At 44.3% G+C, this 15,622-nt stretch carries 11 protein-coding genes; 2 read left to right on the forward strand and 9 right to left on the reverse strand.

Going from position 1 to position 15,622, the window contains the following annotated elements; genetic code table 11:
* Positions 1–479: 479 nt before the first annotated feature.
* Positions 480–794, reverse strand: a complete 315-nt coding sequence (locus CSV77_RS13515) for a metal-sulfur cluster assembly factor (RefSeq protein ID WP_029052483.1) — start codon at positions 792–794, stop codon at positions 480–482.
* A 46-nt stretch (positions 795–840) separates the two neighbouring features.
* Entirely contained in the window at positions 841–1,617 is a 777-nt protein-coding gene (locus CSV77_RS13520) for a prolyl oligopeptidase family serine peptidase (protein ID WP_099673798.1), read from the reverse strand.
* 173 nt (positions 1,618–1,790) lie between these two features.
* Here CSV77_RS13520 and CSV77_RS13525 point away from each other — a divergent pair, with 173 nt between their 5' ends.
* Together CSV77_RS13525 and CSV77_RS13530 are read left to right on the forward strand one after the other, a co-directional pair.
* Positions 1,791–2,615: a Cof-type HAD-IIB family hydrolase gene (locus tag CSV77_RS13525; RefSeq protein WP_099673799.1), complete on the forward strand. Its 825-nt coding sequence runs from the start codon at positions 1,791–1,793 to the stop codon at positions 2,613–2,615.
* 12 nt (positions 2,616–2,627) lie between these two features.
* Positions 2,628–3,485, forward strand: coding sequence for a DegV family protein (locus tag CSV77_RS13530; protein ID WP_099631045.1), 858 nt, complete (start codon positions 2,628–2,630; stop codon positions 3,483–3,485).
* A gap of 257 nt (positions 3,486–3,742) precedes the next feature.
* On the opposite strand, the gene CSV77_RS13535 is transcribed toward CSV77_RS13530, so the two are convergent.
* From CSV77_RS13535 to addB, 7 genes are all read right to left on the reverse strand, one after another.
* Positions 3,743–5,113, reverse strand: coding sequence for an alpha-amylase family glycosyl hydrolase (locus CSV77_RS13535; RefSeq protein WP_099673800.1), 1,371 nt, complete (start codon positions 5,111–5,113; stop codon positions 3,743–3,745).
* 175 nt (positions 5,114–5,288) lie between these two features.
* Positions 5,289–5,417: a hypothetical protein gene (locus CSV77_RS17295; RefSeq protein WP_255407104.1), complete on the reverse strand. Its 129-nt coding sequence runs from the start codon at positions 5,415–5,417 to the stop codon at positions 5,289–5,291.
* Between the two features lie 30 nt (positions 5,418–5,447).
* The gene (locus CSV77_RS13540; RefSeq protein ID WP_099673801.1) at positions 5,448–5,822 is read right to left on the reverse strand and encodes a YisL family protein; all 375 of its coding nucleotides are present in this window, start codon (positions 5,820–5,822) and stop codon (positions 5,448–5,450) included.
* Between the two features lie 92 nt (positions 5,823–5,914).
* Complete coding sequence (locus CSV77_RS13545; protein ID WP_099673802.1) at positions 5,915–6,811, reverse strand: fumarylacetoacetate hydrolase family protein; 897 nt, start codon at positions 6,809–6,811, stop codon at positions 5,915–5,917.
* A gap of 55 nt (positions 6,812–6,866) precedes the next feature.
* Positions 6,867–8,054, reverse strand: coding sequence for a DUF418 domain-containing protein (locus CSV77_RS13550; protein WP_099673803.1), 1,188 nt, complete (start codon positions 8,052–8,054; stop codon positions 6,867–6,869).
* Positions 8,051–11,755 carry a helicase-exonuclease AddAB subunit AddA gene (gene addA / locus CSV77_RS13555; RefSeq protein WP_099673804.1) on the reverse strand — a complete coding sequence of 1,235 codons (3,705 nt, stop codon included), beginning with the start codon at positions 11,753–11,755 and terminating at the stop codon, positions 8,051–8,053. Before addA ends, CSV77_RS13550 begins: the two co-directional genes overlap by 4 nt.
* On the reverse strand, positions 11,739–15,230 hold the full coding sequence (gene addB / locus CSV77_RS13560; protein ID WP_099673805.1) for a helicase-exonuclease AddAB subunit AddB: 3,492 nt from the start codon (positions 15,228–15,230) through the stop codon (positions 11,739–11,741). The genes addA and addB overlap by 17 nt, the downstream gene beginning before the upstream one ends.
* Between the last annotated feature and the right edge of the window lie 392 nt (positions 15,231–15,622).

The following is a 15,622-nucleotide window of genomic DNA, read 5'->3' on the forward strand; positions in this document are numbered from 1 at the left end:
TTATTATTAGGGGTCAAGTAGTCGATGCCTTGACACCCCCGAATCATACCAAGGGGACTTTTCTATTTCAATAGGGCTCCACTAACCAAACAGGAATGCTCTGGGAGGATCAGCCCGATCAGGTAAGACCACTAAAGGCGCGCAGCGACTAGGGGGCTTACCGCGGGCCCTCCAGAACGCGTCCCCTCCGAAGTGCCAATCCCCTACCGCAACACCTCGTCAGCCTATTCTATATAATGCTGGCTATTGTTACGGAGAGAATCAGCCCGAATAATTGAGACAACTATAGGAACGAGATCCGTCACGAAGAACTGTTTTTGCGAGTAAAAATGAAGCGTCAGGAGCATATCTTTGCACTAGCGAACAGTAGGCTTACCGCGTCCCCTCCGAAGCGTAAATCCCCACCCCAACACTACTGCCAGCCTATCCATTCCATAAAAAAACCACACCATATAAAACGGTGTGGTTGATGTATTCTATTAACGTACGCCTAGTGCAATCTTGGCATAACGTGACATGTTATCGCGGGACCATGGTGGATTCCAAATGATATCTACCACTGTATCCTTGACCTCTGGAAGTTCCATTAGCTCTTGTTCAATATTCGCTACAATTTGTGGACCCATTGGGCAACCCATTGATGTCAGCGTCATTGTCACTTTCGCGACTCCTTCGTCGAGCAACTCTGCATTGTAAACCAATCCAAGATTGACGATATCAATACCTAATTCAGGGTCGATGACGTTTTCCAACGCACCAAATAAATACTGCTTGATTTCTTCTTCTGTGTTCATCGGAATGCTCCTCTCTGCTGTGTAGTAATCTTATCTTACCAACATACTACCTTGCACGCAAATGGTGTGCAAGCCAATCGACTGATGCAAGCATTCCTGGACGTGAAACGGAGTGGCCTGCATTTTCGTCAGGCATCCACTTCAAAAGCTCTGGCTGCTCTACGTAATCCTTTTGAATTTCCTCGTGAAATTCTTTCGTAAACTCAAACGGTACCATCGAATCTTGTTCTCCGTGCCAAATGAAAAGTGGACGCTGATGTAGTCTGCCTGGATTTTGTGATAGATCTACTTGATCAAGCGCTGCGAATAGTTGCTCGCGTTCTTCTTGAGACACCGGGATTTCCCTACCGCCACGCTCTGCGTAAGAAATTTGTCCTTTCGCTAAGCGCGTGAATGCAGGTGAACCCATCATGACGGAAGCTGCGTCGATCCAATCATAATTCGCGAGGCAGCCGAATGTCGTGATTCCACCCATTGAAGTACCACCCATGCCGATTAATGTTTCGTCATCGATCAATTCTCTTTTATATAGTTCATCATGTAAAACATCTGCTTCTTTAATAGAAGTTAACACGATGTCCCAAAAGCTTAAGGCTAGTTGAAACTCATCGAGTGATTTTGAACGTTCCCCATGCAGTTTAGCTTCGGGTAATATCACACGAATTCCTTGTTTTGCTAGATTATAGGCGTAGTGTAAATTATGTTCTTTCGCACTAGTAAATCCATGAAAAAATAGTACAACAGGAATGCGTTCTTTCTCTTTTGACTCTTCCACGATATGAAGTACCGGGATCTCTTGCCATTTTTCTGAACGAATAATCATGACGATTCCTCTTTTCCTACAATCATTTACTGTTATGTTAGAATAGCAACATGTAACAGATAAGACAATACCTTCGCCTTATCACTCATTTTTTTGACTTACTTACACCGTTAACGATAAACTATAAAGACATAACAATCTGAAAGTATTAGCACTAGTAGGAGAGGATTTTTTTGAAACCACATTTGATTGTTTTAGATTTAGATGGAACATTATTGACGGATGAAAAAATCATTTCACCCAAAACAGAACAGACACTTCGTAAGGCTGTTTCGCAAGGCCACCACGTCATGATTGCGACTGGTCGACCATACCGCGCTAGTGAAGTCTATTACCAGCAGCTTGATCTGACCACACCCATCGTCAACTTTAACGGTGCCTTTGTTCACCACCCTACCGATCGTTCATGGCAAACTATTCACGAAACGATTGCGTTACCAGTTGTCAATGAAGTAGTAGATGCCATGCAGAACTTCCCAGTTAAAAATATCATAGCGGAAGTCATGGATGACGTCTATGCGCAGTATCATGATGAACGATTTTTAGACATTTTAAACTTTGGTAATCCACTCATCACTGCTGGTGATATTCGGAATTCATTAAGAACCGATCCAACTAGCTTGTTAATTCAAGCCGACCCGTTAACAGTTGATCCGATTCGACAGCATCTTGAAGACTTGCATGCAGAAGTCATCGATCATCGGCGTTGGGGGACTCCATTTAACATCGTGGAAATAGTTCGTCACGGCCTCAATAAAGCAGTAGGCATTGACGCGGTTGCGAAATGGATGAACGTACCGGTTGACCGAATCATCGCATTTGGAGACGAAGACAACGACCTCGAAATGATCGACTATGCGGGGGTAGGTGTCGCAATGGGGAATGCGATCGACCGTTTGAAATCCATTGCAGACGAAATAACCGATACGAATAATGAAGACGGAATTTCACGCATACTAGAAGAGCGATTATCCTTACAGAAAAACATCGTCATATAAGGGGGAAAAGAAATGAAAATTTTTGCGGATAGCGCTTGTGATTTACCTTTAGACTTCTTTACAGATAACGAAGTAGAACTATTCCCGTTAAGCGTTCTTCTAGACGGGAAAGAATACGAAGATATCGTCGAGATCAACTCCAAGGAAGTTTTCGATGCGATTCGCGAGGGACAACAACCAAAGACATCCCAAGCTTCACCCGATAAAATGATGACCAGCTGGAAAGACCTTGCAGCGTCCGGTGAAGACGGTATGTACATCGCCTTCTCCTCCCAGCTGTCAGGAACATACCAAACAGCCGTTATGACGAGTGACCTAGTAAAAGGTGACAACCCTTCCATGAACTTGGCAGTCATCGACACACACTGCGCTTCACTTGGCATTGGTCTACTTGTAAAAGAAGCGGTCCGTCTGCGCAACGAAGGCCTCGGCATGCGAGAAATTGAACAAGAAATTCGCACCATGGCGATGCATATGGAACATCTATTCACAGTAGAAGACCTGGACTACTTGGCAAAAGGTGGTCGTGTATCTAAAGCGAGCGCATTTTTCGGCGGACTGCTCAACATTAAACCACTGCTTCACGTAGAAGACGGAAAACTCGTCCCAATCGAAAAACATCGGGGACGCAAAAAAGTCCTACGTCGTATGATTGAAGTGATGGAAGAACGCGGCAGTAATCTTCAACAACAAACCATCGCCATCAGCCACGGGGATGACCTGACCACTGCCAAAGAGTTTCAGGAAATGATCCAAGAAGTCATTCAACCAAAAGCAATCGAAATCCACCAAATAGGCTCCGTCATCGGTTCACACGCCGGTCCCGGAACCATCGCCCTATTCTTCCTCAATCACACAAAAAACGAATAAAAAAACAGCCTGCATACACCGCAGACTGTCTAGAACCCAAGATGAATTCCAAACTAGGAACTGATCTTGGGTTTTCTTCTTTATGAATTAACGCATTAAGTTTAATGTGCTAGCCTAGTTGATCGTAAGTGCAGGGCGGTGACCGATGGATCAGCCCGATCAGGTGAGACAACTGAAGGAACGTAGTGACTAGTTGGCTCACCGCGGGCCCATGGGATAGCGTCCGCCCGGAACGTCGATCAACGGTGCCTTACCCCTTACTTCTTCTCTCTAACAGCTTCCTCAGTCCGACCCTGCTTACCCTTGCGTATAACCATATACAAGAACAAGACAAACAGAACAACGACCATAATCGAAGCAATCAGATAAGGCGTATTAAACCCTTTATCCTCCTCGACGATATATACCTCCGCCAACTCACGATCAAGGACCACGTGATACTTATTATCCTTCGTCTCTTTAATCAAATCTTGACCAAGCACGCCACGAAGTTTCTTATTCTCTCCAAGCTCAGCAGGATCAAGCTCCAAGCTTTGCACTTTCGACGTATTATTGAGCGCAATGATCCACTTCTCATCTTCAGAAGATCGTTCAAATACGACAAATCCGTCTTTATTATGCAAAATCTTGAAATCACCTGTACGAAGTGTTTCCGAATCATTTCGAAGAGTGTTTAGATCACCAATCCACTCATGTAACTCCATATCGGTTTTAAAATTAAAGAACGGATGAGATTCCGGTGCTTCTTTACCATTCACGGCTATTTCCGTTGCGTAAGGAACTAGTGGAACTCCAGGAAGCATGAATTGTGCAACCGTTGCGACTTTCCAACGTGTCGGCGGGAATTGACGAAGTTCCACCATTTTATATGTAAAACGCGGTCCAGTTAAATCATCAAGTTGCAGTAATTTACCTGCATCGTCATTACTAAACTGATCCAATGAAGAAGTATCTGGATCTACTTGCACGAATGATTCCTGAATGGCTGCACTTTGTTTTTCAGCCGGTACACTGTCAAATGACGCATCACTCTGTTCATTTGTAATCACGTATAACCCCTTGTTCGCATCCTTCACGGCTTCAATCATGTTGTTTAGGAACTCCGTATTCGCATGATCAAGTAATGTCAAACGAAGCCCGTCCAACTCATAATCGGAAACAAATTGTACAGCAGCATCCGTCAGTTCTTGCTGTATAGCAGGATCGCTAACATCACCTACTAAAGGAAAATCCGCCATAATTTTTAAATCATTCGCATGCATCTCTTCAATTAATGCGATGAACTCTTCCGCTGTACCGAAGTGCGGCTCAATCTCATCATAATCAAGAACTTCATTTCCATCATATGAAGCTGTTTTGAAAACCGGTCCGACAGAAATCATCGTAAAGTGCATGTCGATCAAGTGTTGTAATCGATTGCTGATTCCGGCAAAGTCGCCACCGTTAAACGCAGCTGGATCTTGTGCGTTGACTTCGATATCATTTGATTCGATCCCATTATTGAAACGGTCGACAAGTAAATCATAGATACTTTCGTCGCTGAAAGCCCGGTCAGTATCTGCAAAAGCAGGTAGTGCTATCGAAAGGGCAAGCATACACGTTGCCAGTAGTCCGATTATTCGTTTCACTTTAGTATATCCTCCTCATACAAACTCTTCTTTTAGTTTATCAAACGGCTACGGACCATGCCATTCTTTCTCAGAAAAACCTGTGACGCATTCTGTAAATACGGCAATCTTGTGAAAGTATAGTTTCTGAACCAAAAAAAACAGTGGAGGAAAGATCCCCCACTGCTTGCGCACATTAGTTATCGTCTTCAGCAAAGAAGTCCGGATCCCGTTGTTTACGCGCACTGACCAAAACGGAGACAGCAAACAGTGCCATCAGTAACAGGATCACAATCAAAAATATCCAGCCAACCTGTGTGGCCATTGGCTCATCTCCTATACTAGTCAGTAATTATTATGCGAAAAAGTTGAAACCTACCGGTAATTTGAAACCTACGAACATCGTTGCAAGTAATGCGATGATGAAGAGAATCCACATAAGACCTGTGTTCTTCCCTTTACTACCGCGAACCAGAACCATTTCCATAAATCCGATTGTCAGAATACCTAGGACAAATTTGATGCCATATAGCATAGAATCAATACTCATATGCTTAAAGAATAGCGCAGCTCCCGTGATGATGATCAATACATAGAACAGACGCAAAATCATATGTGTAATCTTTTTTCCTTTTGTTCCATTTGCCATGCTTGCTGTAACTAAAAAAAGTACAATGCCTACTACCCATGTAAAAATATGCATATGAGTTGTATCAGTTAAAAATCCCATTTCTTCCACCTCGTTATTTGTCTAGTCGATTAATATCCTACCATATCTTTCAAACTACGACTATTCTGAAGCTTATTTCATAGACCTGCCTATTATTCAAAACGGTTAACTAGTGTACCAATGCCTTCGATGGATACCTTTACCGTATCGCCCTTTTTTAAGTAGGTTGGTGGTGTCATACCTTTACCAACACCCGCTGGCGTACCTGTCAAGATGACATCACCTGGCTCTAATGTGACATACTTAGAGATTTCAGCGATCAACTCATCAATTTTGAAAATCATATTGGACGTATTGCCGTTTTGGCGCACTTCGTCATTCACTTTCGTAACGACTGATAAATTTTGCGGATTGGGAATTTCGTCTTTCGTCACCACATAAGGACCCATCGGACAAGAATCGTCTAAACTCTTTCCTAGGAAGAACTGTTTGTGCTCTGTTTGAATATTGCGCGCAGTAATATCATTACCAATTGTGTAACCAAACACGTAATCATACGCCAGCTGCTTAGGAATATTTTTGCCTGTCTTACTAATAACGACAGCCAATTCCCCTTCATAATCCAATGAATCCGTCACGTCACTATGGATCGATAATGTTTGCTCGTCTCCTGCGATTGCTGTTGGAGACTTAGTGAATAGCATTAATTTCTCAGGTACTTTGGATCCAAGTTCCTCTGCATGGTCAAGATAGTTCTTACCAACACACAAGACATTTTTCGGTGTGCGTGGAATTGGAGACAACCATTCGATGTCAGTGAACGCATGCTTGAACTGCTCTACATTGCCTTCAACTTCAGTTTTCTCTACCAATTTACGAACTTCCTCCACAAAATCCATCCCATGTGAAACGCCTTCAATCATCGTTTTGGGGAAATCAGTTTGTTCCAAAGCTTCCGCCATAGCGAGTAGATCCCATACAGCTTCCTCACGTTTAACTTTTGGTCCGAATAAAGTCTGTCCCTCGTAACGGAATGACAATAATTTCATTTGAATACCCAACCCTTTCCATGTGAATTCACATATTCCTATGTTACGACAAAATCTACTTTTTTTCCTCTTTAACGACGAAATTCTTTCCGTAAGACCACTTCCGCCACACAGCTTCTAGTGGCCCCATTCGGAATTTCGCCAACCATACCTGCGCTATAATGAGCTGAATCGCAAAAATCCCGAGTGCCAGCCACGTGCCGGTCACTATATCTACTTTACCATACAGACCTACTCCATATGAATAAAATATCATCGTCGCAATGATTGACTGCATAATATACGTCGTAAACGCCATTCTGCCTACATTCGCAAACGGTTGTGTCATTCTTTTCAAAAACGGAACTTGAAACAGCAATAAAAATAATGCTGCGTAGCCAAGCGTCAGAACGGGGCCACCCACTATGGATTGAATGAGTAAGATATTCTCAAATTTCGGCCCGTCCCAGCTTGGAATGTTTTTCAAGGTTATGCCAATCGGAATGAATACTAGCATCGCAAGAAATAACTTTCCTTTCAACGCATACATACGCTCAATCATCTTGAATTTCGATAATGCTGCACCGAACATAATCAAAGGCAATATGATAAAGACTGCTGTGATCGAACCGACGATTTCAAAAGTAATGAATTCATTCAAACGGAAAGCTAGGATTTCTCTGAACGTTCCGTTTCCATAGGAGGAAATCGCACGTTCGATCTGTTGTGTATCCACGAATCCATCCAACATACTCGAAGTGGACTTACTGCGAGTCAGCGCCAATATACCGTACAACAATAGCGTGGGCACAAAATAAATCACGAGTGAAAGTGTCAATAACCACTTTTTTGGAATACGGATCACCGCAATCATGATGAATCCCATCAACGCATAGGTGAACAAAATATCCCCTGACCAAATGAGCAACGCATGCAGCACACCAAAAATCAGTAAAATCCCCATACGGCGTGCCATGAATGGCGCGAACTGTGTATGATTTCTCCATGATTTCTCATACTGCATATTCACGCCATAGCCAAATAACATGGCGAATAGCGGATAGAAACTAGCTTCTATAAACACATCGATAAAATGAAACATCGACTGCTCATGCGGAGTGGTATACCACGAATACGGATCCATATACGCATACGGTGAGTGGAAATGAAGCATATTTGCAATCAATATCCCGAGTAACGCAATACCTCTCAAATAATCAAGTGCTTCCACTCGTTCTGTTAAAGATGTAGGAGTCAACTTCAAACATATTCCTCCTGTAAGCGAATCATTTTTGCTCCACTGAATAAGTACAGCACCATTTCTTTAATTTCGATGGAAAGAATGGATTCCAACACATTCTTATACAAATTTAACTGAGTGCCATACCGAACTTGCATTTCTTTGGCAATTGCCGCATCAGAACGAAACTTACTGACATCGTCCGTTTTATAATCCACGAGTACCCACTCGCCGTTTTCATGAAATAGACAATCGGCAATACCTTGTAGCAACTGAAATTCACCTTCAACAGCTGGCAGCGCATAAGTAAACGGCATTTCACGCAACACCTCATCGGCTTGCTTCATCCGTTTGCCTAGTGACGTCTCGAAAAATGCTACAATCGCCTGAACGTCAATCGCAGCTGCTTCTTCTTTTGTCAGCAGTTCACGTGTTTCAAGCTGCTTGACAAATTTTTTGGCACTCGTTTGATCGAGTCTCTCTTTCAAATCCAGATGCTGCATGACGGTATGCATCGCGGTTCCAATTTCCGCAGTCGTCAATGAACGTTTCTGTAAAAACGATGGTCGTGCATGAAGGTTGGAGATGCGTTTCGTGGCGCCTTGTTCCATTTTTTCAAACGGATCCGCGTCTCCTCGTTCTAACTCAAGCAACGCAATCCGCTTTAACTCACTGACAGATTGTTTCGAAGATAATTCCACCGCAAATTCAAACGGATAATGCGCATCAAAACGGCTTCGCACTTCTTCCACCAACTCGGGATCCGCCATGGCATTTTCCTGATCGACAGGTATCCAGTCCTCGATCTCCACTTCATTCGTATGATGAAAAGCAGAAAATGGCAAAGCATTGACTTCCCATGATGAAGAATCCGCGATTAGTTCCCCGCCTGTCGTCTTACCAAACTTACCAAAATCCATATGACGCGCAACGGCTGGTCCTATCCAGTCGAGGTAACCGGTTGCCCGTGAACGTGTGTATTCCGGCAAAGGATCCTCTTCATCCAATAACTGTGCTTCTTGCCACTTGTTTATCGTCTTTTCGATATCTTTAACAGAGGCAATCAATTCCAAATGCTCTTTAGCACGTGTCATGGCTACGTAGAGTACGCGCATTTCCTCTGCTCGCATCTCTAGCTCCTTTTTCTCTTTAATCGCTAGAAACGGTAGTGACGTGAACATGATCCGTTTATCCGGATCGATCGCTTTGACGGCGAGTCCGAAATGCTGATCAAACAAATACGGATTATGGAAATCCATTTTATTAAACGGACGTCCCATTCCCGCTAAAAATACATACGGGAATTCTAGACCTTTCGATGAATGAATGGTCATGATCCGCACGACGTTTTCCTTTTCGCTCAAGAACCGCGCTTCCCCAAGATCATCTCCGCGTTTACGCATGCGGTCGATAAATCGAAGGAAACGGAACAATCCACGGAACGACGTCTTCTCGTAGGCCATCGCCCGGTCATGTAATGCACGCAGATTGGCTTGGCGCTGTTTACCGTTTGGCAAAATCCCGACCATTTCGTAGTAATGCGTATCTTGATAAACTTGCCAGATCAATTCGGATAACGAACCGTGCCGCGCCATATTCCGCCAATCTTCAAGTAATAGGAAAAACCGTTGAAGCTTTTGCTGTGTAGCTGGATTCACTCCCGCACCACCTGTCTGCATGAATACTTGCAGTGCTTCATAAAACGTCGCATTGCGATTGACGAGGCGAATTTGCGCGAGTTCATTTTCAGTCATGCCAACAAATGGCGCACGCAACACCGACACGAGCGGAATGTCTTGGTATGGATTATCAATGACACGCAATGTATTAAGCATAATCATCACTTCAATCGCGTCAAAATAGCCCGAAGATAAAGATACATAGACAGGAATCCCAGCGGCTTTTAGTTCATCCGCAATTTCACTCGACCACGTCATCGACCGCATGAGTATGACAATATCCCGGTATTCGAGCGGACGTTGTGTACCACTAAATGCATCCGCTACTTGCGCCTGTTGATCTTTCCACGCCTTGATCTTCTGTGCAATACACCGCGCTTCCACTTGGGATTTCTTCAGCTCTTGCTGGGCTTCTTCCTCTTGCGACTTGTCATCTTCTTCATTCTCATACAAAATCGTCAAGCCCGCAGATACGTCTTTTTCGGGATATTGCGCACCGTATTTTAACGCGGCCGCGTCATCATACTCTATTTCTCCCACACGCGTTCCCATGATTTGCCTAAAAATATAGTTCGTTGCATCGAGCACTTCTTTACGGCTCCGGAAGTTGGCATTCAAGTCAATTTTCAATCCTTGATCTCCTACTTCAGATGTAAAGCGATCATACTTCCCTAAAAATAAACCTGGTTCTGCCAAACGGAATCGATATATTGATTGTTTGACGTCCCCTACCATAAATAAATTGCCATCTACTTCTCCGCCTTGCTTCACTAACTGCAAAATAGCTTCTTGTAAGAAGTTTGTATCTTGATACTCGTCTACCAATACTTCCGCAAATCGATTTCGGTAATCGTTCGCAATATCAGAAGGTACTCGCTCCCCGTCGACTTCTTCGGATAAGATCTGTAACGCATAATGTTCGAGATCCGAGAAATCCACTAAGCCGCGTTCTTCTTTCAACGTTTGGTAACGCGCCGCAAAATCCTCTACCAATCCGACGAGCGTGTGCATAAGTGGTGCCATCAAACGAATTTCTTCTAATAATCTGGCAGGTGTGCGAGTAAAGTACGTATCTTTTAATGCAGTGACCATTTTCTTCACTTGATCACGCATCGTCTTACCACGTGCAGCCAAGTCTTCATCACATGTACCTTTACGAATCGTACCTGCTTTGACCCACTTCAACGTCTGGAAATACGCAAAGGCATCTTCCCACTTCCCGTGAAGCATATAGTCGAGCGCTCCGTCAATCCATGCTTCATCAGCTTTCGCGGTTTCAAGCAAAGGTGCCGGTCCATCACTCATGTCTGCTACTCGCTGCAAATCGCGCGCAACCGTCTTAGCTTCTTCAAGCGTATGCTGAATCGATACTTTCAGCGATTCGATGAACGACAATTCGTCAATCGTCGCATCCTCACCAATTTCATATTGCTGTGGAATGAGTTCTAGCCACTGCGATGGGTTCGGATGTACACGGGAATAATCATAGAGTTTATCAATCAGCGTCTCGATCGCCTGATCATTCCGGTCTGCTGTGAAACTATCACTCAAACGATAAATGGCTTCCGGATCGGGCTGACTGTAGGCATCTTCCAACACAAGGGCAATCGTGTCATCACGTAAAATCGCCGCCTCTGTTGCATCGGCAATACGGAATCCGGGGTCTATATCCAATACATATGAATACTGCCGAACGACTTGCAGACAAAATGAATGCAACGATGAAATCTGTGCTTTATTCAGTAAATTCAACTGTCTGCGCAAATGGACGGAAGAAGGATCCTTGACGATTGCTTCTTCGAGTGCACTAGCCATACGGTGACGCATTTCGGCAGCCGCCGCATTTGTGAATGTCACAACGAGTAGCTGATCCACGTCTATCGGGTGTTCCGTGTTCAATACTTTTTCAATCATCCGCGTGATGAGGACTTTCGTTTTCCCTGAACCTGCTGCGGCAGATACGAGAATATCTTTACCGGATGCATGGATTGCTTTCCATTGATCGTCCGTAAATGTCTCATGTGGCGGCTTATCTGGAATTCGCATCTATATCGATCTCCTTCCTCATCATTTCTAGTGATTCTTCCGGCTTATAGGCCGAATAGTTCCGTGTAGGCTGTGTCGGATCTGTACTATCAAACTGACAAATTGACTGATACGAACAGAACGTGCACGGCATATGTTCTTTTAGGCGGTACGGATAGACACGTGTATCACCTGACAGCATGCCGTCTCCTGCCTGCTGATGTTTCTTGCGGACAAATGAACGTAAGATATTAATATCTTCAGGAGGCACGACTTTCGAATTCGAATAAAACGAGCCGTCTTTCTTTAATCGTGCTGGAATAATTAACGACTCACTTTCAATATGGTCATCCATCGCCAGTGCAACGTCCGCATCTTCCACTATATAGCCTTGCATTTTATAGGATTTCAATAACTCTTTTTCCACAGCCTCTTCGTTTAACTCTTTTGTCAAACGCAACATCGGATTGTGAACATACATATAGAGCACACCTGCGGGATTTGCGTAAACACCGAGCCAATCTTCCGCATGCTCGAGTGCAACATCTAAATACGTCAGCATTTGTAGCGATAAGCCATAATACACTTCGGTCAAATCAAGCGCACGAGCTGACGATTTGTAATCGACTACTCGCAAATACGTCTGATCGTCTTTTTTCATCGTATCAATTCGGTCGATTCGTCCTCTAATATGCATCTGTTGACCATTTTTCAAATTGATTTCAAGCGGTGCGATTTCTTCATCCGGACCAAAACCTGCCTCAATCGCAATCGGCGTAAAGCTTGAATTACGCGCCTGCGACTGTAGTGCACGGATCGTCCGTTGAATAATTTGCATCAACTTTCGTTGAATATACGCATAGCGTGGACTCGACAATAAAATTCTATGGAAGAACTTCGGCGCTAGTGCATCGATCGCTTCACGACCTAACTGCCAGCACTGTTCTTTCGTCAACGCAGCCCAGGACAAACCTTGGCGCATCACTTCGTCAGATACCCATTTCAATGCCGCATGGAATAAATCCCCGATATCCGGTGCTTCCAGCTGGAATTCAAAACGCTCTTGCAAATTCAGACCATATGTCGTGAAATGTTGGAACGGACAACTGTAATACGATTCTATCCTGGATACACTCGTTGTAAAGGACGAACCATACAAGCCCGTCGTCAATTCGGTATCGAGCAACTCGGTCTTCTGTCGCTTCAATGCGGGTTGAACGATGGACTCTATAACTGAAGACCACAGTGGATCTTCCTTATAATACGCTAGAACCGCTTGCCATTCAGGTGCGATTTCTTCCTGTGTTGAAGCTTGTCGCATCATACGAATCGCATAGGACAGCGACACGTCCGGGTGTTCGATATACGTAAGCTTGTCTTCAACCTCGGATAATTCCGTTGGTTCCATAACGGCGATCTCCGTTGGTATATTCGATACGATTTGCTGTAATCTAGGAATGTAAAGTGATGGAATTAACGCTTTCCCTTCTTCATCCGCAATGGGATAGCTGACAGTCAAATGCGCACTCGCTCCGGTAAACGCTCGATACACCATATACGATTCCCGCATGAGCTGAAGCTTGGTGGTAGGTGCGAGAGTCATGCCGATTTCACTAAACAACTCACGGTCACTGTCCGATAGCAACCCTTCATGATCATTACGCAAAGGCAATATCCCTTCATTCGCACCGAGTACAAACACCGCTTCAACATCCATCGCATTGAATAACTCTATCGTCGTCACAGTGACTTGATCGAGCGAAGGCGGAATCAATTTGAATTCTAGCGTATCGAATCCTTCATCCAATATTTTAATAGCTTCTGCAATCGGCAGTTCTTTCTCCCCGAACATCAGTACAAACTGTTCCAGCACATTAATCCAACTCGTCCACGCTTGTTCATGTTCCGCTGCTGCTTGCAAACGATTTGTTGTATGTTCCGTTTGCTGCAATTCTATTATTTTATCGTAAATACGAAGAGATTCTATTGTGTAAAACAGCGCTTCTGCCACGTCTTGACCGGTACGAGCAGACGTTAACTTCTGCTGTAACTGCTCAATTGGTTCGCGAATCCTATCGCGGGTCTCAGCAAACTCTGCTTGAGTCGCGAGTTCTTCATCCGTCTGTACGGTACGGACTTTTTCCAGACCTCTATAGCGACTGACCTTCCAACGCTCTTCATCTTGCCAGCGAGATTTACCATGGATTCCTTTAGCCAGTACGAAATTCTCCAAACGGTCTGCCCGCTCTCTCCACACTTGTTTGCTTTCATTGATCGGAAAAAACAAATCCGTCTTCACTGCCCTAAACACCGCTTCATACGACCAATCTGTCCGCACCGCTTCAAGCAATGAACGCACAAATTCAATCAACGGATGATGAAGCATCGGTTTCTTTTGACTAATGAACACAGGAATATCATATTGCGTGAAGATGTTCTGGATCAATTCGTTATAGACATCCGGTTGACGATTGACAACCGTCATCCCTCGGTAACGCTTGCCTTCACGCATCATCTTGCGAATCGAACGCGCCACTGCATGAACTTCCGCGCGGCGATTCGACGCTTCAATTAGTTGGATTGCGCCTTCCGATTCAAACGATTCAGGAGGATAGTGATCAAACTGCTCTTCCAAATGCGCCAATTCTTTACTGGAAAAGCGTTTCAACTCTGTCAAATGAATACGTTCTTCACGATCGACTGATTCACTATAAGCCAGCTGCTGAAGCGTTTCGTACTGTTGCTGTGCTGTATGGAATAATTCATGCTCGCTGTTATGCACTTTTTCTTCCATTGGTAACACGACCGTAACGCGTTTCGTATATTTCATTAATTGCGTAATAATCGTGTATTCCTGTGTCGTGAAATCGCCGAATCCATCGATGTAGATCGACGCATCCTGCAGCCACTCCGAATGCGCTAACTGTTCAGCTAACGCATTTAGTTGCCCTTCACTGTCCATATAGGTCGTTCCGAGACGTTCTTCTATTTTCTCAAGCAACAAGTGCAAGTCATGCGCTTTATCTTGCAAAATTCGAGGAGCTTGCTGATCGGCAAGCGAAGTCATCAATTCGGAAAATGCTTGCTGATCGATACAATATTTACTAAATTCCTTCATGATGTCACTAATTTGCTCAGCGAACCCGTGCTTCGAAGCAGCTTGCTTAAATAGCTTGAACGATTCCTTATTGTCTTCTAGCACACTGCGTACGAGCATGCGATAGCCGAAACTATCTACCTCTTCACGTGTAATGCCGCCGACTTCCTGCAGGACCCGCCATGCAAGACGCTTGAATGTAAGTACTTGCGCACGGATCATACCAGTCAATCCAGATTTGACGGATAAGCTATATTCCATCGAGTACGATAGCTGATCGGGTACGATGACGATAATAGGCGCTCCCATCGGCCGTTCTTTCAATTCTTGTGCAATTTCTCGTTCAATAAAAGTAGTCTTTCCTGTTCCAGAGCGACCTGTAACAAAGCGCAGTGACATAGTACTCTCCCCTTTCGTTGGAAGTTGGATTTATATAAGGTAAGTTACGTTGTAGGATCGTTTTTAATATAGTGCCTACTGAATTACGGCTCTGGTAGGAGTGCGTAATAAACAGCGTTGAGTTGCCATTCTTGCACGTGCTTTTTACTGTTAGCGTTTGGGCATAAGATTGTGGATTTGCTGACAATGTAAGTGGGATGCTCATTGGCTCCACTCCGGCGCTGGTGGATGGCTTTCGCAAGGAGCCTACCACAGCAGGCGCCTTCGTTAGGTGATGTGTAGAGCAATTCATACACTTCACTCGCAAGAAATAAGTGATAGGTACCACAATTCCGCTGGTTTTCTTTCCGTTAGAAACACAAACTAATTTATTTCCCCACAGTAGCGCAGGC

The sequence above is a fragment of the Sporosarcina sp. P16b genome (assembly GCF_002743065.1).
In the GTDB taxonomy this organism is placed as follows: domain Bacteria; phylum Bacillota; class Bacilli; order Bacillales_A; family Planococcaceae; genus Sporosarcina.